At 72.0% G+C, this 21229-nt stretch carries 18 protein-coding genes; 14 read left to right on the top strand and 4 right to left on the bottom strand.

Annotated elements, in window-relative coordinates; genetic code table 11:
* Positions 1–11: 11 nt before the first annotated feature.
* From ABZ873_RS01885 to ABZ873_RS01875, 3 genes are read right to left on the bottom strand one after another with little or no spacing between them, the layout of a single operon-like run.
* Positions 12–824 carry an SAM-dependent methyltransferase gene (locus tag ABZ873_RS01885; RefSeq protein WP_360863876.1) on the bottom strand — a complete coding sequence of 271 codons (813 nt, stop codon included), beginning with the start codon at positions 822–824 and terminating at the stop codon, positions 12–14.
* 35 nt (positions 825–859) lie between these two features.
* The gene (locus tag ABZ873_RS01880; protein WP_360863874.1) at positions 860–2512 is read right to left on the bottom strand and encodes an FAD-dependent monooxygenase; all 1653 of its coding nucleotides are present in this window, start codon (positions 2510–2512) and stop codon (positions 860–862) included.
* 9 nt (positions 2513–2521) lie between these two features.
* Positions 2522–4144 (bottom strand): MDR family MFS transporter, encoded by a 1623-nt coding sequence (locus ABZ873_RS01875; RefSeq protein ID WP_360863872.1) that lies wholly within the window; start codon positions 4142–4144, stop codon positions 2522–2524.
* A 351-nt stretch (positions 4145–4495) separates the two neighbouring features.
* On the opposite strand from ABZ873_RS01875, the gene ABZ873_RS01870 reads away from it, so the two are divergent.
* The 12 genes from ABZ873_RS01870 (at position 4496) to ABZ873_RS01815 (ending at position 17608) form a co-directional block, all read left to right on the top strand.
* Positions 4496–5920, top strand: a complete 1425-nt coding sequence (locus ABZ873_RS01870) for an AMP-binding protein (RefSeq protein WP_360863870.1) — start codon at positions 4496–4498, stop codon at positions 5918–5920.
* Positions 5921–5990: 70 nt separating this feature from the next.
* Positions 5991–6815: a 2-amino-3,7-dideoxy-D-threo-hept-6-ulosonate synthase gene (locus ABZ873_RS01865; protein WP_360863868.1), complete on the top strand. Its 825-nt coding sequence runs from the start codon at positions 5991–5993 to the stop codon at positions 6813–6815.
* 47 nt (positions 6816–6862) lie between these two features.
* Positions 6863–8113, top strand: a complete 1251-nt coding sequence (locus tag ABZ873_RS01860) for a 3-dehydroquinate synthase II (RefSeq protein WP_360863866.1) — start codon at positions 6863–6865, stop codon at positions 8111–8113.
* On the top strand, positions 8103–8882 hold the full coding sequence (locus tag ABZ873_RS01855) for an amidohydrolase family protein (protein WP_360863864.1): 780 nt from the start codon (positions 8103–8105) through the stop codon (positions 8880–8882). The genes ABZ873_RS01860 and ABZ873_RS01855 overlap by 11 nt, the downstream gene beginning before the upstream one ends.
* Entirely contained in the window at positions 8879–10174 is a 1296-nt protein-coding gene (locus tag ABZ873_RS01850; protein WP_360863862.1) for an AMP-binding protein, read from the top strand. Before ABZ873_RS01855 ends, ABZ873_RS01850 begins: the two co-directional genes overlap by 4 nt.
* Positions 10171–10674: a hypothetical protein gene (locus ABZ873_RS01845; protein ID WP_360863860.1), complete on the top strand. Its 504-nt coding sequence runs from the start codon at positions 10171–10173 to the stop codon at positions 10672–10674. The genes ABZ873_RS01850 and ABZ873_RS01845 overlap by 4 nt, the downstream gene beginning before the upstream one ends.
* Positions 10671–11975 carry a hypothetical protein gene (locus tag ABZ873_RS01840; RefSeq protein WP_360863858.1) on the top strand — a complete coding sequence of 435 codons (1305 nt, stop codon included), beginning with the start codon at positions 10671–10673 and terminating at the stop codon, positions 11973–11975. The genes ABZ873_RS01845 and ABZ873_RS01840 overlap by 4 nt, the downstream gene beginning before the upstream one ends.
* Entirely contained in the window at positions 11945–12904 is a 960-nt protein-coding gene (locus tag ABZ873_RS01835; RefSeq protein WP_360863857.1) for a PQQ-binding-like beta-propeller repeat protein, read from the top strand. Before ABZ873_RS01840 ends, ABZ873_RS01835 begins: the two co-directional genes overlap by 31 nt.
* The gene (locus ABZ873_RS01830) at positions 12897–14801 is read left to right on the top strand and encodes an FAD-dependent monooxygenase (RefSeq protein WP_360863856.1); all 1905 of its coding nucleotides are present in this window, start codon (positions 12897–12899) and stop codon (positions 14799–14801) included. The genes ABZ873_RS01835 and ABZ873_RS01830 overlap by 8 nt, the downstream gene beginning before the upstream one ends.
* A complete protein-coding gene (locus ABZ873_RS01825) occupies positions 14798–15376 on the top strand; it encodes an NADPH-dependent FMN reductase (protein ID WP_360863854.1) in 579 nt (192 codons plus the stop codon). Before ABZ873_RS01830 ends, ABZ873_RS01825 begins: the two co-directional genes overlap by 4 nt.
* 58 nt (positions 15377–15434) lie before the next feature.
* Positions 15435–15983 (top strand): ACT domain-containing protein, encoded by a 549-nt coding sequence (locus ABZ873_RS01820; RefSeq protein ID WP_360863852.1) that lies wholly within the window; start codon positions 15435–15437, stop codon positions 15981–15983.
* A 23-nt stretch (positions 15984–16006) separates the two neighbouring features.
* A complete protein-coding gene (locus ABZ873_RS01815; RefSeq protein WP_360863851.1) occupies positions 16007–17608 on the top strand; it encodes an FAD-dependent monooxygenase in 1602 nt (533 codons plus the stop codon).
* A 72-nt stretch (positions 17609–17680) separates the two neighbouring features.
* Here the strand turns inward: ABZ873_RS01815 and ABZ873_RS01810 are convergent, their stop codons facing one another.
* Positions 17681–18700, bottom strand: coding sequence for a helix-turn-helix domain-containing protein (locus ABZ873_RS01810; RefSeq protein ID WP_360863849.1), 1020 nt, complete (start codon positions 18698–18700; stop codon positions 17681–17683).
* A 511-nt stretch (positions 18701–19211) separates the two neighbouring features.
* Between ABZ873_RS01810 and ABZ873_RS01805 the strand changes: the two genes are divergently transcribed.
* Both ABZ873_RS01805 and ABZ873_RS01800 read left to right on the top strand, forming a co-directional pair.
* Positions 19212–19913, top strand: a complete 702-nt coding sequence (locus ABZ873_RS01805) for a VOC family protein (RefSeq protein WP_360863847.1) — start codon at positions 19212–19214, stop codon at positions 19911–19913.
* 154 nt (positions 19914–20067) lie between these two features.
* Positions 20068–21216, top strand: a complete 1149-nt coding sequence (locus ABZ873_RS01800; protein WP_360863845.1) for a glycosyltransferase family 39 protein — start codon at positions 20068–20070, stop codon at positions 21214–21216.
* Positions 21217–21229: the final 13 nt, after the last annotated feature.

Below are 21229 nucleotides of genomic sequence, written 5' to 3'. Positions count from 1 at the left end.
CGCCCAGCCCGTCAGCGCAGGGCTGCCGTGAAGAGGAAGTTGCGCGGCACGTCCGGCACCTGACGGGGCAGCACGGCGTACGGCCAGCGGCCCGAGCCCTCCTCGCCCGGCTGCTTGACCTCCTCGGCGGTCCACCCGCACGCCCGCAGGAGTTCCTCGGGCGCGTCGGTGCCGAAGAGCCAGGGAGCCCCGTCCTCCTCGAGGGCCTTGATGAACGGCCGGGCCACCGGGTTGCTGAGCGCGGCGACGCTGATGACGTCGCCGGCCACCCGTGCGCCGGGCGAGGAGAGCCGGGCGAGGGTGGTCAGGAGCCCGCGGGCGGCCTCCTCCTCCAGGTAGTACAGCAGGCCCTCCACGATCCAGAGCGTGCGCGACTCCGTACGGAACCCGGCGTCGCGCAGCGCCGTCTCCCAGGATCCGGCCAGGTCGACGGCGACGGTGGTGCGCGTCAGCTCCCCGGGCAGCGCCGCGCCGGCGAGCAGCTTCTCCTTGGCCTCCAGCAGCGGGGCACGGTCGAGCTCGAAGACGGCGACCTTGTGGCCCCACTCCAGCCGGTAGGGACGCGTGTCCATGCCGGCGGCCACCAGGACGACCTGTTCGACGCCGTGCTCCTCCAGCGCGGCGAGCAGCACCTGGTCGAGGTAGAGCGTGCGCAGTGCCAGGTAGTCGACGGTCACCGGGCTCGCGTACCGCTTGAGGAGGTCGAACCCCTTCTCCCCGGCCACGGCGCGGGCGTACGGATCGTCGAACAGGGCGTCCTCGCGCTCGGATTCCAGCGCGCGGGCGGCGGCGGTCCACTGGGCGGTGTGGGAAACGGCTTCCATGCGGGTGTGCTCCTCGTCAGGGGGCGGACCGGGTGTCACTGTGTACTGCGGGTTTCTGTCCTGGCCGGACGGCCCAGCAGCGTCGACAGCACCGCTGACAGGGCCGGTACGGGGTCCGGTACGGAGTGCCGCGCCCGCCAGGCCACGAAGCCGTCGGGCCGCACCAGCAGGGCGCCGTCCGGGCCGATGCCGGCCCGGCGGGGCCACTCCCCGGTGGGGTCCTCGGCCCCGGCTCCGGCGCCGCCGACGCGGTGCGCGGCGAGGCCGATGCCGGTGGCCCCGGCCGCCTGGGCCGCGGCCGCGCACCAGGCGCCGCCCTCGGGGCCGGTCAGCAGCGTCCAGCGGCCCGCGGCCAGGTCGAGGGTGGAGACGTACGCCTCGTCCCGGACCACCCAGTGGTGCGGCAGCCGGGAGCCGGGGGACCCGTCCAGGCAGGCGGTGATGTCCTCGGTGGAGGGCGGCTCCGGTACGGCGCCGAGGACGGCGGCCGAGTCGTAGCGGTACCCGAGGTGCACGACCGGGGTACCGGCCATGCCCGTCTCCTGGCGCTGCGCGCCGGCGAAGGGGTTCCAGTGCAGGGCGGGGTGCCGCAGCCGGAGCATCGCCTGGCGCAGGGTGAACCCGGCGACCGGGTGGCGTTCGGCGTGGTAGGTGTCGAGCAGCGCGTCCGGGGCGGTGCCCCGCAGCACCTCGGCCAGTTTCCAGGCGAGGTTGTGGGCGTCGGCCAGACCGGCGTTCATGCCGAAGGCGCCGAGCGGCGGAATGGTGTGCGCCGCGTCCCCGGCCAGGAGGACGCGGCCGTCGCGGAACCGCTCGGCGACCTGGCCCGTCAGCCGCCAGGGGGCGGTGCTGAGGATCTCCACCTCGACACCGGGGTCGCCGATGGCGGCGCGTACGAGATCCTCGCAGCGCCCGAGGGTGAAGTCCTCGGGGCCCTGACCGGCATCCGGGTCGAAGTCGACGTGCAGCATCCAGCGGTCCGCGGCGTCCACGGTGATCAGGACGGCCCATGCTCCGGGCGCCGTGATGTCCGTCATGAACGGGACGCTGCCGAACCGCTCGTACAGATCGGCGCGGAAGTGGATGTTCATCTTCGGCACCCCGAGCGGACCCGGCCCCTGGACCCCGATGCCCAGTCCCCGGCGCACCGTGCTGGAGGCCCCGTCGGCGGCCACGACGTACTCGGCGTGCACCGTGCCGCCGTCGGCGAACCGGACGACGGCGCCCTCGGCCGCGGACTCCACGGAGACGACCTCCGCACCGTGCCGCACGGTGGCACCGGCGGCCAGGGCCGCCGGGAGCAGGATCGCGTCGAGGCGGTCCTGGGGGCAGTTGCCCGCCACCTCCACCGGGGTCACGGCCGCGAGCGCGGGATTGCGGAAGTCCAGGGGGCCGCCGCCGGACGGGAACTCCGACTCCGCCAGGGTGGGCACGGAGTCCTTCCACACGGCGGTCCTGGGCCGCACCGAGGCCGCGTGGACGGCCTGCTCCAGGCCGGCCTCGCGGAAGAGCTCCATGGTGCGCTCGTTGACCCCGAGCGCGCGCGGGTGCGGCATCGGTCCGGGGCGCCGTTCCACGACGAGCGCGGGTACACCGTGCCGGCCGAGGAAGAGCGCGGTGGCGAGGCCGACGGTGCCGCCGCCGACGACGAGGACGGGCACGCGGTCAGGAATGTGCAGGTCGGTCACGAGGAATCCTCACTGGGGAGCCTTGGGGCCTGTGGGCGCCGGGCCCGCACCGGGGGCGGGCACACCGGCCGGCGGCATACCGGCCGGCGGCATGCCGGGCCGGACTCCGGGCGGCGGGCCCGGGCGGCGCATCTCCCTGGCCATCCGGGCGCTCACCAGGACGCCGATCACGCAGATCACGGCGGTGACCAGGAAGACGCTGGTCAGGGCCGAGCTGAGGCCCGAGCGGAGCAGTTCGACGAGGTCCGCGGGGAAGGAGGTCTCCTGGGAGAAGAGCATCTCGCTGACGCCGCGCGGACCGGCCTCCTCGGCGAGGTCCGCGGCCTGGCCCGTCAGTTCCCCGGTCGCGTTGATGAAGAGGTAGTACTGGAGCACCCCGAGCATGCTCACGCCGATCATGCCGCCGAACTCGCGGGCGAGCTGGGTCATGGACGAGCCGATGCCCATCAGGTGCGGCGGCAGGGCCGACTGGACCGCGATCAGCAGGACGGGCAGTCCGATGCCGGTGCCCAGACCGATGATCAGCGTGTACGACGCCGTGACCCACGCGGAGGTACCGGTGTCCATCGTCGTCATGGTGGCGAACCCGACGGCGAGAAGGCCCATGGAGAGCATGCCCATCGCCCGGATGCCGGCCTTGAAGATGACCCGGCCCGCGACGAGGCTGCCCGCGATGCTGGCGACCTGGAAGGGGAAGAGGGTCAGCCCGGTCTTCCCGATCGAACCGCCGGTCACCCCTTGCGCGAACACCGGTACGAAGAAGATCGCGCTGTACATCACCAGGCCGATGACGAAGTTGGCCACGAAGGCCGCGCTCAGCGCCCCGTTCGAGAACAGGGTCAGCGGGATGATCGGCGACTCGTGGCGCCGCTCGACGAAGAGGAAGACGACGAAGGCGGCGATGCCGGTCACCAGGGTCACCCAGACGGACCAGTCGCCCAGGTCCCGCTGCTCGCCCGCCTCGTAGAGGGCGTAGAGCACCGCCGCGATGGCGTAGGTGACGAGGATCGCCCCGAGGACGTCGACCTTCTGGCCGCTCGCCTCGGTCTCCTGCTCACGGTAGTTCCGGTGGATCAGCCAGGCGGCCAGGAGCAGCAGCGGCGGGTTGATGAAGAACGCCCACCGCCAGCCGACGTACTCGCCGATGCCGCTGCCCACGAGAGGGCCGAGCAGACTGCTCAGGCCGAACACCGAGGCGAAGACGCCCTGGAGCCGGGGGCGCAGCCGCGGGGGGAAGTGGAGGCCGATGGCCGCCATCCCGATCGGGAAGAGCGCGGCCGCGCCCAGCCCCTGGAACCCGCGGGCCGCCACCAGTTCGGGCATGCTCCGGGCGAGCCCGCACCACAGCGAGCCCGCCAGGAAGACGGCGATGCCGATGTAGATCATGCGCTTGCGCCCGAAGTGGTCGGACAGTTTGCCGTACAGCGGCAGCAGTGCGGTGAGCGCGAGCATATAGCTGCCGAAAACCCAGGCCGATAATTCGACGTGCCCGAATTCCGCGACAATGGTCGGAGTCACGGTTCCCGCAATGGTGGCGTCGAGTGCGGATACCGTCATCGCCAGAATGAATCCCCAGACAGGGGTCAGAAGATGGCCGATCGGTTCTTTCCCGGTCGCCGTTGACGCAGTCATCCGCACCGTTTCCCTTTCCCTGTAAAACGCCCGGACGGGCCTCCCCGCCAGCTTGTACGAGGTTTGCGGAGAGCTCAATTTCCCAAGGTGGCAAGGAAACCGGCCCGACTGCCCGGTTGGGCAGTCCCGCGGCGCACAGGGGCGACATCGGGCCCTCCGGCGCCGGCTGCCCCCCGGTCACCGCGGGGTCGGGGCGCCCGGTCCGGCCCTCCTCACCCTGACACGGGGTGCCGCCCTGCCGTGCTTCCCAATGACGCAACCCCGCGGATTTCCCGGCCAGAATGCGCAGCAGCTCCCTTTCGTATGCCGATCGATACTGGAACGCATCAGCCAGCGAAGGAGCAGGTTTCAGTGGATGTCATACGCGACCGGATGATTGCCGGGCAGTCATCCGTCCTCGGGGTCTACAACTTCCTGGAGGAGAACGAAAAACTGCCCGCGGAACAGCTTGCGGCGCGCCGGCGTCATCTCATGCAGGCCCAGCTCGAATACGCGCGGAAGGAGTCGCCGTATTTCGCGAACATCCTGCGGCACCACCGGACCGCCGATCTGCTGGACCGGCCGGAGCTCTGGGAGGAGCTGCCGCTGATGGACAAGTCCGTCCTGCTCGGTGACTTCGACATGATCAGGACGCGCTCGGACATCACGTTCCCGCAGGTCGACTCCTACCTGTCGGACCGCTCCTCGGTCGACGAGCCGTTCAACGACTCGGACCTCCTGGTGGTCAGTACGGCGGGGACGTCAGGCAAGCCCGGGTACTTCGTCTACGACCGGCAGGAGCAGGCCCATATCCGGGCCCAGTACTTCCGGTTCATGCGGGCGATTCTCGACACGGTGCGTCCGCAGGGGCCGTTGCGGTCCGCCGCCATCATCGTCACCGGCGCGCACATGATCGGGTACAAGATGCAGCGGCAGCTGCCGGCGGAGTTCTTCCGCATGATCCCCGTGCTGCGGGAGGGCCGCGCGGTCACCGTCGAGGAGACGGCCGCGGAGCTGGAGGAGTTCGCCCCGCACATCCTGACCTGCTTCGGTTCGACCCTGCGGATGCTCACCGAGTACAAGGAGGCCCACCCGGAGTTCGCCTGGCGTCCGCTGGCCCTGATCAACACGGGCGCGACGCTGGAACAGGACGTACGGCGCCGGGCGACGGCCGCCTTCGAGGGCGTACGCGTCTTCGACCTGTACGGCTCCACGGACACCGGATACATCGGCTGGACGTGCGAGGAGGGCCGGATGCACCTCAACACGGACTGCATGCGGATCGAGATCCTCGGCCCGGACGACCGGCCGGTGGCGGACGGCGAGTTCGGCTCGATCGTGATCAGCACCTACTGGCACCGGACGCTGCCGATCATCCGCTACCGGCTCGGCGACCTGATGTCGGTGAGTACGGAGTCCTGCCCCTGCGGCCGGAGCCTTCCCGTGGTCAAGGAGCTGCTGGGCCGGGAGAACACCCTGCTCTACCGCCGCTCGGGGACGGGCCTCGCCCCGGTGCCGCAGGGCGTGTTCATGGAGATGTTCGAAACCATCAGCGGGGTCAGGCGGTTCCGCCTGGTGCAGGAGTCGCCGGACCGCGTGACGGTGTCCGTGGTGCCGCTGGCGGACAGCCCGCCCGGCCTGGCCGAACGGGTGGCCGAGCGGGTCGCCCCGGTCTTCGGGGAGGGCGCCTCGGTGGAGGTGCGCCTGGTCGACGCACTCGTTCCGTCCGCCTCGGGGAAGCTCCTCCCCGTCGAACGCCTCTTCGATCCGACCGCCGGCCGCGCGACCGCGCGATGAGGCCGGTCACAGACACGGGACATCGCGGCTCCGGCACCCCGGAACCGCGCGACAGAGAGGGGAAGCAGCTGTGAGCGAGGGGAAGAGTCTTCGGGTCCGCCGGCTCATGTCGGAGTCGGGCCGGTCGCTGATCGTCCCGATGGACCACGGCATCAGCGTGGGGGCGACCCCCGGTCTGCGTGACATCGCGGGCACCGTCGCGCAGGTCAGCGAGGGCGGCGCCAACGGTGTGGTCCTGCACAAGGGCCTGGTGCCCACGGTCCGGGAGAGCCTGCGGCCCCGGACGGCGCTGATCGTCCACATGAGCGCCTCGACCTCACTGGGCGCCCACATCAACCGCAAGGTGGCGGTCTGCACCGTCGCCGAGGCCGTGCGGCTGGGCGCGGACGCGGTGAGCGTGCACCTCAACGCCGGCACCGAGACCGAGCCGGAGCAGATCGTGGACACTGCGAGGATCGCCGAGGAGTGCGCGCTGTGGGGCATGCCCCTGCTCGCCATGGTCTACGTCCGCAGCTCGCCCGAGGACGAGTACGACCCCGCGAAGGTCGGCCACGCCGCCCGGATGGCCGCCGAGCTCGGCGCCGACCTGGTCAAGTGCCACTACACCGGGGATCCGGAGTCCTTCTCCGAGGTCGTCGCGGGCTGCCCGGTTCCCGTACTCATCGCGGGCGGCGCCGCCCACGGCGACACCCGCAAGCTCTTCGGCACCGTGGCCGAGGCCCTGGAGGCCGGAGCGGCGGGCGTGTCCATGGGGCGCAACGTCTTCGAGGCCCCGGACGCCGCCGGCCTCACCCGGCACCTCGGCCTTCTGGTCCACGAGGGCTGGTCCGCGGACCGCGCCCACGCGGCCTACCAGGACCACACCGCGGCCGGGGTCCAGCTCGCGGCCGTCTGAGCACCCGTCCGTTTCCGGAACTTCCGTTCATCCGAGAGAAGGCGAACATGACCGACGTCATCCAGGACAAGCCCAAGGCCGCTGCCCCGAAGCAGCGGGCCCAGGAGCCGCCCCGCAAGGCCGCCGCCGCGGAGCCCGCCCCCGTACGGGCCCCGCTGCCTCCCGGCCAGAAGTACACCTGGCACGACTTCCGCAAGGTCTCCGGCCGCCCCGACACCGCCGAGATCGCCGAGGCCGTACGGCGCCTGCACGCCGGCGGCGGCGTGGTCGTGGACGAGGAGCAGCTCGCGCTGGTGCCGGCGGGGCTGCGCAAGATCAAGCTCTTCTCCGGAGTCCCCACGCCGGAGGAACTGGAGAGGATCCGCAAGGAGTACGACATCCTCGTCCTGGACGCGGACGTCGTGGCGGGCAACTGGTTCGTCGAGAACAAGGCGAGGATCGGCATCACGGTCGGCGCCTCGGTCGATGTCGTGGACCCGCCGTCGCTGGAGCGGGCGGTCGAGATGACCCGCCTGGTCGAGCTGCTGCTCGTCAGCTTCAAGGACTCCACCAAGATCCCGCTGGAGATCGTCCTCGCCGACGCCCAGAACCACGGCTGCCAGACGGTGATGGCCGTGCGCGACAGCGTCGAGGCCAACGTCGTCTTCGGCGTGCTGGAGATCGGCGCCGACGGCGTCCTCGTCGAGGTGGAGGACCTCACGGCCGTCCACCGCCTGCACGAGGTGCTCGTCGTCGCCCAGCGCACGCACGGCCAGCAGCTGCAGAAGCTGCGGATCGTGGAGACCCGCCACGTGGGCATGGGCGACCGGGCCTGCCTGGACTTCACCTCCTACCTCGGGCTCGACGAGGGTGTGCTGCTCGGCTGCTTCTCCGGCGGCGGCATCCTCGCCACCAGCGAGACCCACCCGCTGCCGTACATGCCCACGCGCCCGTTCCGCGTGAACGCGGGCGCCCTGCAGATGTACGTACTCGCCCCGGACAACCGCACCTGGTACCTGTCCGACCTGCGCGCCGGCATGGAAGTCCTCGCCGTCCGCACCGACGGCACCGCCCGGCCGGTCACCGTGGGCCGCGTGAAGATCGAGCGGCGCCCCATGCTGCAGATCATCGCGGAGGCACCGGACGGCACCCGGATCACCACGATCATGCAGGAGGACTGGCACGTCCGGGTCTTCGGCACCGACTCCGAGCCGCGCAACATCACCGAGCTCAAGCCCGGCGACGAGGTCTTCGGCTTCACCCAGGAGCCGGGACGGCACGTGGGGGTCAAGGTCGAGGAGCTCATCATTGAGCAGTGACCCATGGCAGGGCATGGAGGTGGTCGACGCCCATGCCCACGCCAACCAGGCACTCCTGCCCCCGCTGCTCGCCACCATGGCGGCGGAGCACATCGCGGCGGCCTTCCTGGTGGCCGGGGGCGTGGTCCCTCCCGCCGAGCTCTCCCACACCCTCGTCACCGGGGGACCGGGCCGGGACGTCGACGCCGACAACGAGGCCCTGCTGACCGCCGTCGCCGGCGAGGACGCACTCGCCGTCTTCTGCTTCGTCAACCCGCACCGGGCGGCCGGCGAGGCGGACGCCCGGCTGGCCGACCGGTGCGCCGGGATCAAGCTCGCCCCCGGCGTGCACGGCATCGGCCATCTGGACCCGCGGACCCAGTCGTACGTCGATCTCGCGGCGGAACGGCGGCTGCCGGTGTACTCGCACTGCGTCGGCACCGGCGCGCTGTCCGTCGAGCAGTACGCCCGGCTCGCCCGCCGCAACCCCGGGGTGACCTTCATCCTCGGCCACGCCGGACGCGGGAACTTCGACCTGGACGCCGCGCAGGAGATCCGGGCCACCGAGAACGTCCTGTTCGAGACCTCCGGCGGCTTCGACTACGTCGTCAAGGACGCGGTGCAGACCCTCGGGGCCGAACGCGTGGTGTTCGGCTCGGAGTTCCCCCTTCAGCACCCCCGGGTGGAACTCACCAAACTCGCGCTGGCCGTGCCCGAGCCGGATCTGCCCGCCGTACTCGGCGGCAACATCCGGCGCGTCACCGCCGCCAGGAAGGGAGGAAGCACGTGACCGACCGCCCCACGGTGACCGCCGCCGTGCTCCACGCCTACCGCAACGCGCCGTACCTGCGGGCGAAGTACCAGGCGGCCGGCGCCGATCCGGAGCTGTGGACGGACGGCCTCTTCGACCGGCTGCCGTTCACCACCAAGGAGGACCTCCGGCACGCCTACCCCTTCGGCATGCTCGCCGTGGACCGGTCCGAGGTCGCGGTCGTCCACGAGTCCAGCGGCACCACCGGGGAGCCCACCCCGGCGTACTTCACCGCCGCCGACGTCGACGAGTGGCTGGAGCGGATGCTGTTCAACGGCGTCGGCCTGTCCGGACGGGACACCGTCCTGGTCAAGACGCCGTACTCGATGCTCACCACCGCCCACCAGATGCACGGTGCGGCCCTGCGCGCCGGGGCCACGGTCGTCCCGGCGGGCAACCGCACCGAGCTGATGCCGTACAGCCGCGCCCTGCGGCTGCTGCGCGACTACCGGGTGACCGTGACCTACTGCATGCCCGTGGAGCTGATGCTCTTCGCCCGCCGCGCCCTCGCCGCGGGCCTGGACCCGGCCGAGGACTTCCCGGACCTGCGCGCCGCGATCGTCAACGGCGAGGTGCTCAGCCCCGCCAAGAAGCGCTTCCTGGAGGAGCTCTGGTCCATCACGCTCTACCCGGACTACGGCTCGACGGAGACCACCACCCTGGGCGGCACCTGCCCGGCCGGGACCCTCCACCTCTGGTCGGACCGCTTCCTCTTCGAGGTACTGGACGAGGAGACCGGGCGTACCGCCCCGGCCGGTACGGGCGAACTGGTCGCCACCTCCTTCCACCGCCGGGCCATGCCCGTCGTGCGCTACCGCATGGGCGACATCGTGACCGTGGACGACACGGACTGCCCCTGCGGCAGCGGCCGCCCCGCGGTCCGCGTGCACGGCCGGGCCGCCGACCGCTTCGCCGTCGGCGGACGGACGCTCTTCCCGGTCGACGTCGAGGACGTCGTGTACGGGGAACTGCCCGGCTGCGGCCCGGTCTTCTGGTCCGGGGAGGTGGCGGGCGACCGGCTGACGCTGGCGCTGGAGGCGACGGAGGCCGGCGCCGCGGAGGTCCGGCGGCGTACCGGCGGCCTCGCCGCGGCACTCGCCGGCCGCCTCGGACTACGGGCCGACATCGACGTGGTGCCGCCCGGCACCACCATGACGCTCGACCGGCGGCCCGAGCAGGAGGCCATGTTCAAGCCCGTCTACCTGCGCACACGCGGCCAGGACGGACGCGGCCTCGACTACACCCGCACTTCCCAGGAGAACGTGACATGACGGACATCAGCAACCGGCCGCCCCTGCCCGCCGAGGCCAAGGCCGAGATGTGGAAGGCCATGTACTTCCGCGCCCAGGCCGGTATGGAGCGGTACATGGTCTCCCACCACGGCTACGGAGCCATCGACGAGTGGATCGACTTCTCCGCCGAGGCCACCGCGAAGCAGTCCGACCGCTACAGGACCGAGGGGGCGATCCCCTTCACCGAGAACCTCTCCCGCATCCTCGGGGACTGCTGGGGCTCGGACGTGACCGTGCGCTCGGCCTCCGCCGAGGGGTCCGAGGTGGACATCGACGGCTGCGGGATCCTCTCCTACCGGCAGGACGCCGCGAAACTCGGCATCGAACTGACCTTCGACGACCCGTGCCGTGAGTACTGCACCAAGCTCCAGTCGGCCATCGCGGCGAAGCAGGACCTGACGGCCTCGTTCCGGCTCAAGCCGGGCGGCTGCACCTGGTCCTTCGCCCGGAACGCCGTCCCCGGACCGGAGGCGGCATGATCCCGGCGGCCCCGGCCCCGGCCCCAACCCCGGCCCTCGCCGATGCCCCGGCCGGTGACCTCGGCGCCGACCGGCTGCGGCTGCTGCGGACCACCCTGGTCCAGGCCGCCAAGTCGCCGTACTACGCCCCCCTGCTCTCCGGCTTCGGCCCGGGCGAGCTCGCCGGGGCCGGCTTCGGCATCCTGCGGCAGCTGCCGTTCACGGACAAGGAGCAGCTGCGCGAGGCCGGCCTGCGGATCCTGTCCGTACCCCTCGCCGAGACCGTCCGCTACTACGAGTCCTCCGGGACCACGGGCACACCCACACCGACGCCGAAGACGAAGAAGGACATCGAGGCCAACACCCGCGGGCTGCTGCTGAACTGGCGGCGCATCCTGCGCCCGCGCGAGGACAAGGCGATCCTGCTCGTCCCCTCCGACATCGCGCCGGTCGCCGACGCCATGGTCTACGGCCTGGAGGCGATGGACGTCCTCAGCGTCCGGGCGTTCCCCTTCACCCGGGGCGTGTCCGGCTGGGACCAGGTCGTCCGGATCTGCCGGCAGACCGGCATCACCACGGTGCTCACCACACCGGGGCTGAGCCTGCACTTCTACGCGGAGCTGAAGAACCGCGGGCTCGACCCCACCGCGTTCGGCATCCGCACGATCCTGCTGCTGGGAGAACTGCTCACCGAGCCCATGCGGGCCATGCTGGAGCGGATGTGGAACGCACAGGTCTACATCAACTCCTACGGCTCCTCCGAGACGGGCACCTCCGCCACCTCGTGCCCCGAGAAGCGCATGCACCTGCTGGAGCACATGTACCACTTCGAGTGGGTGGACCCGCGCACCGGTGACCCCACCACGGCGGAGACCGCGGAACTGGTGCTCACCACGCTCACCGCCGACGCCCGGCCCCTGCTGCGCTACCGCACCGGTGACCTGGTGCGCCGGCTGCCCGGCGGCTGCGCCTGCGGGCTCGGCCTGCCCGTGGTGGAGGTGCTGGGCCGGGCCTCGGACGAACTGGAGATCGCCGGCCGCGTCCTGCGGCCGTACGAGGTCGAGGAGATCGTCTACGCGATCCCGGGCCTGCTCGGCTACTGCATCCGCTTCGAGGAGGACGGCCGGGCGCTGCTCTGCCTGGAGGTGGAGCGCGACCACCAGGACGAGGCCCGGTGCCGGGAGATCACCCGGCTCGCCGAGGAGGCGCTGGCCGCGCGGAACCTCCCGCTCGACATCGAGCTGTCCTTCGACTTCAACGAACTCACCAAGAGGGGAGGAGGTTTCAAGAATTGGAAACTCACCCACATCGTGCGGAACTGACCGAGCGGGGCAGCTGGTCGCTGGGCGGCTGGGTGGGCACGGTGCGGCTGCGTGACGACCGGATCGCGGCGGCCGTGGCCCCCGGCCGGCTGGCCCTCGGCACCTGGGGCGGCGCCGGACCGGAGAGCGTGGTGGAGTTCGACAGCCCCGTCACCGACATCGCCGTCCACCCGGGCGGCTGGCTGCTCTCGCTGGAAGCGGGCGGCGTCGCCCTGGTCGACGACCGGGGCGAGGTGCTCCGGCGCCGGGACGGTGCCGGAGGCTGGCGGCTCGCGGCCGGCCCGCGGGGCCACTTCGCGGTCGACCGCAACGGCTCCGTGTCCCTGATCGACCACCGGCTGCGACCGCTGTGGACGCACACGGGGCCGTCCGCCTGGAGCATCTGCCCCGCTCCCGGGCTGATCGCCCTGCCCAGCACGGAGGGCTCCGTCGACTGCCGCGCGGCCGGTACCGGAGAGCTGCTGTGGCGGCACACCGAACCCCACCCGGTGTACGGCTGCGCGGCGGTGGACGACGGGTTCGCGGTGGGTACCGCCGAGGGCGCCCTGCTCCTCCTCGACCGCTCCGGCACCGTCCTGCGCCGCCGCGCCACGCACGCGGTGCGCCTGACGGCCTCCCACGCGGGCGGGCTGCTGGCCGCCTGCGTGGACGGCACGCTCCGCTCGTACGACACCGGCCTCACCGAGCGCTGGCGGTTCGCCACCGGCTCCTGGGCCAAGGGCGTCGAGGTCCGGGCGGGCACCGTCGCCGTCGCCTCGGCCGACCACCACCTCTACCTCCTGGACGACGACGGTCGCGAACTCGGCCGTCACCGGGCCGGCCACACCGTCCTGTCGGTGGCCCGGGACGAGCGTCGGCTCGCGGCGGGCTCGGCCGACGGGCGGCTCTACTTCCTGACCTCCGATCTGAGGAGTCCCACCCATGTCTGACCACTTCGCGGCCCAGGCCGACGTCTGCGTCGTCGGCGCCGGACCCCACGGCCTGGCCTTCGCCAAGTCCCTGCTCGACGCGGGCCACAGCGTCGCCGTCGTGGACCGGGAGACCGACCGCTCCGGCAAGCGCCAGACCATGCTGATCCAGCCGGGTGCCATCAAGGTGCTGGACGAGCTGGGCGTCCGTACCGCCGTGGAGGCGAGCACCCACCGGCTCGACGGCTACGACTACTACGTGGACGGCGACCGGATCGCCGCCCTGCGCTACTCCGACATCGAGGACGCCCCCTTCGGCTACGGCCTCGGCGTGCCGTACCGGGTCATGCAGCAGGCGTTCCTCGACGAGCTGCACCGCTACCCCGGCTTCCAGATCTTCGACGGATCGGTCCCCGCCTCCCTGCTCAAGGACGCCTACGGCACCCTCGACGGGCTGGCCTTCGTCCAGGACGGCACCGAGCGCGCCCTGAGGTGCCGGCTGGTGGTGGCCGCCGACGGCGAGGGCTCCCCGACCCGTGAACTGGCCGGCATCGCGACGCGGCCCGCCACCTGGGACTACGAGGCGATCACGTTCCTGGCGCCCCGTCCCGAGGGCTGGCCGTCGGTCCTGAGCAACTACCGGGCGGACGACAACCGCTACCTGGGCCTGGCCGCGTACTCCCCCGACGAGCTGAGCGTGCTGTGGGGCATCCGCAGCGGTTCCTTCGAGGAGGTGAAGGCCCAGGGCTTCGAGGCGTTCCTGGAGCGGATCCTGTCGGTGGAGCCCCGGCTGCGCCCGGCCCTCGAGGGGCTGGCGGGCTGGCAGGACGTACGCCACCACGCGTTCCCCGGGCACATCGCGGAGACCTGGGCCGCGGACGGCATCATGCTGATCGGCAGCACCGCGCACAGCCTGACCACGTTCGGCGGGCAGAACATGAACCTGGCGCTGTACGACGCCCGCTCGGCGGCGCGCACGGCCGTACGCGCCCTGGCCGGGAAGGACCTGTCGGCCGCCGCGCTGGCCGCGTACGAGAACGAGCGCCGGCCGCTGGTGGAGAGCATCGCCAGGTTCCAGACCCAGGCGGCCGCCCCGGACACCACCGGCGCGGGCGGCCCCGCGGCGGCGGCGGTCGCCGCGGGCCTGACGCAGATGTTCCGCTCCATGGCGCTCGGCCCGAGCGCCTGGACGGGCAACGCCGGCCCCTCCGGCACCCCGGCGGCGCCGGAGTCCGGGCGGGGTCCGGGAGCCTTCGACCCCTCCCGGGTCCCGGCCGAGATCTACCGCTTCGGCTTCCGCTACGACCAGGCGCTGAACTGGGCCTGGCAGAAGACCCCGAAGAACGACCCGGTGATGACCGAGATCGGCATGTACGCCTGGGAGAAGAGCGTGCCGATCATCGGCCCGCTGTCCGGCCGGCTGCTGTACCAGCTCGCGAAGATCTCCGGTGCCAAGCGGGTGTTCGAGTTCGGGTCGGCGGTCGGCTTCTCCACGATCTGGCTGGCCCGCGCCGTCGGCCCCGGGGGCACGGTGTACTACACCGAGTCGGATCCCGAGCTGGCCGCGAAGGCGACCGGGTTCATCGAGAAGGCGGGGGTCGCCGACCGGGTCGAGATCCTGGTCGGCGACGCGCTGGAGTCGTTCCGCTCGGTCGACGGGGACTTCGATCTCGTCCTGTGCGACATCGACAAGCGCCTCTACCCGGAGGTGTACGCCGAGGCCCTGCCCCGGCTGGTGAGCGGCGGACTCTTCATCGCGGACAACATCTTCTGGAACGGCGAGGCCCTCACCGGCTACGCGAAGGACCCGCTCGGCAAGGCGATCGGCGAGACCGTGGACGCCATGGTCTCCGAGGAGTCCCTCTTCACCACCCTGATCCCGCTCGGGGACGGGCTCGCGGTCGGGTACAAGGAATGAGCGTCCGGCTGGTCGCGCTCGGAGGCAGCCTCGGGGCGTCCGGCCGCACCTCCCGGACCGAGGCCGCGCTGCGGCGGGCGGCCACGGCAGCGGTCGTGGCCGGCGCCGAGGTGGAGTTCTTCGTCGGGGAGCAGCTGAGGATGCCGCTGTACGACCCCTCGTCCCCGGTCCGCGGGGAGCGGGCCCGGCGGCTCGTGGAGGCCGTGCGCCGGGCGGACGCGCTGCTGATCGCCTCGCCCGCCTACCACGGAGCGGTCTCCGGGGCGGTCAAGAACGCCCTGGACCACCTGGAGGACCTGCGCGACGACCCCCGCCCCTACCTGGAGCAGCGGGCGGTCGGCTGCATCGGGGTGGGAGCCGGGCCGCAGGGCCCGGCCGCCGCGCTGCGCGGCCTGCGGGACATCGTGCACGCGCTGCGCGGCTGGCCGACACCGCTCGGGGTGGTGATCGGCGCCGCCCCGGCCGACGGGCCGGGCGGGGCCGGGGACCGTACGGCGGCGCAACTGGACGCCATGGGCGCCGAGGTGACCGATTTCGCCCGCCTCCGGGCGGCGGCCCGGCAGACGGCCGGCTGACAGGCGACGACGGCGGCCACCGGCCACGGCCGGGCCGACACAGCGACAAGGAGGCTCGATGGAGCACCCCCTCTTCTACGGCGTGTGCCACGACACCGGCGTGGCACGGGTGACGGTCGCCGGGGTGCCGGCCCGGCCGGGCGTCGCCGCCGCGGTCTTCCGGTGCCTGGCCGTGGCCGGTGTCCCCTCCGACATGGCACAGAACACCAGCACACCCGGAGGCCGCGACGATCTCTTGCTCGTGGTCCCCGAGGGCGCGGTGGCGCACGCGACGGCCGCGCTGGACCGCGAGCGCGCGGCCATCGGCTTCGCGACCCTCCTGGTGGACGCGGGCATCGCCACGGTCGCCGTCGTCGGGGCCGGTCTGCGCTCCGACCCGCACGTCCTCGCACGGTACTTCGAGACGCTGCGCGACGGCGGCGTGACCGTGGAGGCCGTCTCCCTCACCGAGTCCCGTATCGCGGTGGTGACCCGGGAACGGGACGCGGAACGGGCCGCCCGCCATCTCAGGTCCGCCTTCCTGCCAGGAGATCCGGACCTGTTGCTCCACCAGGCTCCGGTGAAGTCCGTTATGTTGATCAACAGTGGTAAAAGGGCGGCCAGTTGAGCAGGAATCGACGAGGAGCGTGAATGCGAGTCCGACAGGGTCCCGAGCAGCAGGTCCGAGTCCTCGTCGTCGGGGGCAGCCTGAGCGGTCTGTCGGCCGCCCTGTTCCTGGCCGCGCGGGGAGTCGAATGCCTGGTGGTGGAACAGCGGCCCGGCACCTCGGCGCATCCGCGGGCGCGCCTGGTGACGGCCCGCTCCATGGAGCTGTTCCGCTCCGTGGGGATCGAGGAGCAGGTCCGCGAGGCGGGTGATCCCGGGCCCATCGGCTTCGTCGTGGTGGACACGCTGGCCGACGAGCACTACGTACCGACCGGCAACCACGACGACGAGACCCTGGGCATCAGCCCGACCGGCATGCGTCTGTGCGACCAGCAGCGGCTGGAGCCGCTCCTGCTCTCGCGCGCCCGGGAACTGGGTGCGGAGATCCGCTTCGGGACCCGGTTCGAGGGGCTGGAGCAGGACGCGGACGGGGTCACCGCGACCCTGGGCTCGGTGGACGGCGAGGAGCGCTGGACGGTCCGCTGCGACTACCTCCTGGCCGCGGACGGCATCCGCAGCCCGGTGCGCGAGGCGCTGGGCATCGGCCGGCACGGTCCCGGACCGCTCGGCCGCTCGGTCAGCGCGATCTTCGACGCGGATCTGGACCCTGTGATCCGGGGGCGCCGGGCCATGGCCGTGATCGTCAGGCGGGCCGGGGCCTTCCTGTTCGCCCGCGGCAACAGCGAGGCCCGGAAGTGGCAGCTCGGCTTCCCGCTGTCCGACGGTATCGACGCCTCGCCCGAGGGACTGCGGGAGCGGACCCGGGAGCTGGCGCGCGTGGCCGCCGACGACCCGGACCTGGAGATCACCGTCCACAGCGCCATGGCCTGGGAGAGCGCGGCGCTGGTCGCCGACCGCTTCCGGGACGGGCGGGTGTTCCTGGTGGGTGACTCGGCGCACGCGATGCCCCCGGCGGGCGGCTTCGGCGGGAACACCGGTGTCCAGGACGCCCACAACCTCGCCTGGAAGCTGGCCGCCGTACTGGACGGCTCCGCGGGCGGGGCGCTGCTCGACACCTATGACGCCGAGCGCCGGCCGGTCGCCGACTTCACGGTGCGGGAGACGATGGCGCGGATCGGGCAGTCCTCGGCCGAGACCCGGGCGACCGTACAACTCGGTTACCGCTACCCGTCGTTGGCGGAGGAGGTGCCGGACGGGGACGCCGGCGGGGCGGCGAAGGGCGAACCGCCCGTCGCGGAGAATCCGTTCGAGCCGTCGGGCCGCCCGGGCACCCGTGCCCCGCACGTGGTGCTGGAGCACGAGGGGAGGCGGATCTCCACACTGGACCTGTTCGGCGAGGGTTTCGTCCTGCTCGCCGACGCCGGTGCCACGACCTGGCGGACCGAGGTGCCCGGGGTGGCGCTGCGCAGGATCTCGGGCCCCGGCGAGCGGGTGCCCGGCGGCGATCCGGCGTACGTGGACGTGGACGGGATCTTCCGCACGGCGTACGGGGTCGGCCCCGACGGGGCCGCGCTGATCCGCCCGGACGGCTTCATCGGCTGGCGGACGGCGGACGGTTCCGCCGGGGCGCTGGACCGCCTGAGGTCGGCGGCACTCGCGCTCAGGGGCCACGGCTCCGCCGGCTGAGCCGCCCGGGGCCCGCAGGCCGAAGCCCCGCCGGCGGCCCCGTACGCGGGGCGGCCGGCGGGGCCGAAGGCTCTACAGAAGGCAGATCTGGTCCAGGTCGTACGCCGCGATGGCGAGGACGAACGCCAGGATCCCGCGCGTGCGCACGGGGTTGATCCCGGTCAGCTGTTCGATCCTCTCCAGCCGGTAGGTCAGTGTGCGACGTGCCACATTGAGCCGCCGGGCGGTCTTCGTGCGGTCCAGGTCCATCAGGTAGAGGGTGCGCAGTGTCTTGAGCAGTTCCGGGGCCTCCCGGAGCGGGGTGATCAGCGAGACCAGCACGCGGCGGTACTCGTCGTCGCGCGAGATGGCGAGTTCGCTGATCACCTGGTCGCTCCCGACCGTGTCCTCGCCGATTCCGGCCACCTTGGCCAGTCTCTCGATCTCGGCCGCCTTCTGCACGGCCGCCCCGAGTTCGGAGCGGGCCGCCGTGACCGTTCCGGCCGGTCCGGCCAGCGGGATGCCCGCCTTCTTGACCACGTCCATGACCTGGGTGACCCGCTCCATCGGGTTCTGCCGGCCGTGGATCGGTGCCAGGACACAGAGGTGCCGGCCGACCTGGCAGCTCAGCCCCAGGTCGTTGTTGGTCAGCGCCGCCGAGGCCCGCGCCACGGTCGCGGCACTCGGCACGGCCTCGTCCGCCACCTGGACGGCGACGACCGCGTACTCCTTCACCGGTGTGTGACGGGCCGCGGCCGCCAGTTCGTCGTTGGCGGAGCCGTTGAGCATGAGGTCCGCCAGGACCCGGCGCGAGGTGTCCAGCCCCGCCTGCTTCTGGGCGTGCAGATAGGCCAGGCTGATCGCGGCGGTGATCTCCTTCACCGTGGCCGACATCCACTGGGTGAGCGCCACCAGGTCATTCTGTTCACCCGGCTGCGCCGAATCCCAGAAAGACGCGATGACCGTCGAGCAGCCCACCTCCCAGGCATGCAGGAGCGGGGTGATGCGCCCGCCCCTCTCGGCCAGTTGCACCCCGACCGCGGTGCAGCTCGCGAGTACGTCCGCCGGCAGGTGACCGCCCTGCCGGTAGAGCTCCAGTGCGCGGTCCAACACGGTCCGTAACATTTCACTGCAGTTCTCCGGCGAAGCGGCCAGAGAGCCACTACGCTCCGCATACACTTGAATTTTCAGCCAGATTTCCTGGGCGATTTCCTCCGTCCGTCCCGCAAGACGACTCACCGAGCCGTCGCGAAAAGGTTCCAGCATGATCGTCAACGTGCCCCCGTTTCACGCAGAACGCGCCCCGGCGGCAAACCCGGCTGGCGGCCGGGCAGGCACGGAGCATCGAGCTGTACCTCATCAAGCTTCCATACATGCCGGTCGAGATCCAGCGCTAATTCTCGGCCAGACCCCCTGAATTTGACGTGATCTGCATCACGCACATCGATTCGCTAATTTTTTGGGAATCTCTTTACTCTGCCCGGGAACACGATCGCCGCGACCGGCGGCGGCTTCCCATGTGTGCACCGTCCCCTGCGCCGTTTCGACACTGAGCATGCGGCGGGCGGTCCGGGAGTGCCGATAGTGGAAGGGATACGGCGGCCACATTTGCCTAGGGGGGCCAGTGTTCCTGGACCATGTCACTCTCGCTGTGCACGATCTCCACGACGCGGTGGACCGCATGGAGGCGGCGCTCGGAATCGACTTCGAGACACCGACCGGGACCATTCCCGGTATCACCGGCCGCGTCGTCGCGCTCGACGGAACTTTCCTGGAGGTCATGGCCGTTTCCGACCCCGAGCAGGCCACCCTTTCCCCTTTCGGGAACAAATTCGTCCGCTACTTGGCGGAACGCGGTTCGGGAATCTTCTCCGCCACCCTGTGCATCTCGGATCTGGAGAAATTCCAGGAAAATCTCCCGGCAACCGTCAAGAACTGCGGCCCTATTTCCACCTGGGTACCCCAGCCCGACGGATCGAAAATTCACTTCTCCTCGCTCTTCTTCGGGCAGTACCACCTGATGCCGTGGGTCATCGAGTACGCGTCAGAACTGCCCGAGGTCGCCGTCGACACGCGGCTGCGCTCGGCCGTGATCCAGGTGCCCGACCTGCCCGCGGCCACCGCGCACTACCGCGAGGTGTACGGCATCCCCGAGGACCGCGTGGACCTCGGGGACGGCGCGGTACGGCTCGGCCTCGACGGCGGCTTCCTGCAGCTGGAGCAAGCCGCTCCGGAAGGTCTGTCCGCCGTCGACCTCGAAGGCCCGGACGGGGTTCTCCGGCTGACCCTGGAGGACGACCGGGTCCACTTCACCCGCGCCTCCTAGGACGCGGCAGCGCCGGGAACCACACCGGGGTGGCCCATGTCACCGGAGGTTCGGCGGGGAATCGGGGGCGGTGGGGCGGCCGGCGACTTATGGTGCCCGGGGTTCTCCATGTCCGGACGGGTGTCCGCGCGGCGGCGCAGGGAGTCGGGGGTAGATGACGGCGACGGGCAGTGCGTCGGTTTCCGTGCGGCCGCAGTACCCCGGGACGGCCGGTGTGCCCGCGGCCGTGCTCGCGCTCGGGGTGTTCGCCGCCGTGCGCGTGGCCGGGGCGGTGGTGCTGGCCGGGGCCGCCGCGTGGGCCGGGCGCAGCCCCGTACGGGTGCTGGGGCACTCCTGGGACTCCGTCTGGTACCTCGCCATCGCCCAGCACGGCTACGGCCGTACGCAGATCTGGCCGGTCACCGGGCTGGTGCAGAGCGACTACGCCTTCTTCCCGCTCTACCCGGTACTGGTGCGGCTGGCCGGCGGCGGGGAGTGGGGCGCGCTGCTGGTGTCCTGGACCGCCGCCGCGGTGGCCGCCGTCGGGGTGTACCGGGTCGGGGAGCTGGTCGCCGGGCGGCGGGTGGGGGTGCTGCTGGTCGCGCTGTGGGCGGTGGTCCCGCACGCGGTGGTGCTCACCCTCGCCTACACCGAGCCGCTGCTCGTCGCGCTGGCCGCCTGGTCGCTGTACGCGCTGCTGCGCGAGCGGTGGATGTGGGCGGCGGTGCTGGCCTCGGTGGCGGGGCTGACCCGGCCCAGCGGGATCGCCGTCGCCGCGGCCGTGTCCGTCGCCGCGCTGCACGCCCTGCTCGTACGCGGGTCCCGCGAGCCCGCCGTGTGGGCGGCCGGGGTGCTGGCCCCCGCGGGCTGGCTGGCGTACGTCCTGGCCGTGGGGGTGAAGCGGCGCGACCCGGCCGGGTACTTCGACGTGCAGCGGCAGTGGGGCTCGCGCTTCGACGGGGGCGGCTATGTGCTCTCCGCCGTCTGGCGGGTGCTCAGCGGCAGTCCGGTCGCGCTCGCCACCGCCGTCACCGCGGTACTGCTGGGGGCGGCCCTGCTGCTGGCGGTGCTGCTGCTCTTCCACCGGGTGCCGCTGCCGCTGCTGGTGTACACCGCGGTGCTGCTGGTGATCAGCGTGGGCGGGGCCGGCTACTTCGAGTCGAAGCCGCGCTTCCTGCTGCCCGCGTTCCCGCTGCTGCTGCCGCTGGCGGCTGCGATGGCAAAAGCCCGGCCCCGCTCCGCGGTCGTGGTGACCGCGGGGCTGGCCGGGCTCTCGTACGCCTACGGGGTCTACCTCCTGGTCATCGCCAGGACGCCCCTGTGACGGCGGCGGGGAG

The sequence above is a fragment of the Streptomyces sp. NPDC047014 genome (assembly GCF_040644195.1).
Taxonomy (GTDB): domain Bacteria; phylum Actinomycetota; class Actinomycetes; order Streptomycetales; family Streptomycetaceae; genus Streptomyces.
The sequence above is the reverse complement of the archived record's forward strand: the minus strand, read 5'-3'. Positions and strand labels throughout refer to the sequence as shown.

Excerpts from the sequence above, each read along its gene's own strand:
- ABZ873_RS01885 (WP_360863876.1), bottom strand. The coding sequence starts at position 824 with ATGGAAGCCGTTTCCCACACCGCCCAGTGGACCGCCGCCGCCCGCGCG.
- ABZ873_RS01875 (WP_360863872.1), bottom strand. The coding sequence starts at position 4,144 with ATGACTGCGTCAACGGCGACCGGGAAAGAACCGATCGGCCATCTTCTG.
- ABZ873_RS01860 (WP_360863866.1), top strand. The coding sequence starts at position 6,863 with ATGACCGACGTCATCCAGGACAAGCCCAAGGCCGCTGCCCCGAAGCAG.
- ABZ873_RS01845 (WP_360863860.1), top strand. The coding sequence starts at position 10,171 with ATGACGGACATCAGCAACCGGCCGCCCCTGCCCGCCGAGGCCAAGGCC.
- ABZ873_RS01840 (WP_360863858.1), top strand. The coding sequence starts at position 10,671 with ATGATCCCGGCGGCCCCGGCCCCGGCCCCAACCCCGGCCCTCGCCGAT.
- ABZ873_RS01830 (WP_360863856.1), top strand. The coding sequence starts at position 12,897 with ATGTCTGACCACTTCGCGGCCCAGGCCGACGTCTGCGTCGTCGGCGCC.
- ABZ873_RS01825 (WP_360863854.1), top strand. The coding sequence starts at position 14,798 with ATGAGCGTCCGGCTGGTCGCGCTCGGAGGCAGCCTCGGGGCGTCCGGC.
- ABZ873_RS01820 (WP_360863852.1), top strand. The coding sequence starts at position 15,435 with ATGGAGCACCCCCTCTTCTACGGCGTGTGCCACGACACCGGCGTGGCA.
- ABZ873_RS01815 (WP_360863851.1), top strand. The coding sequence starts at position 16,007 with ATGCGAGTCCGACAGGGTCCCGAGCAGCAGGTCCGAGTCCTCGTCGTC.
- ABZ873_RS01800 (WP_360863845.1), top strand. The coding sequence starts at position 20,068 with ATGACGGCGACGGGCAGTGCGTCGGTTTCCGTGCGGCCGCAGTACCCC.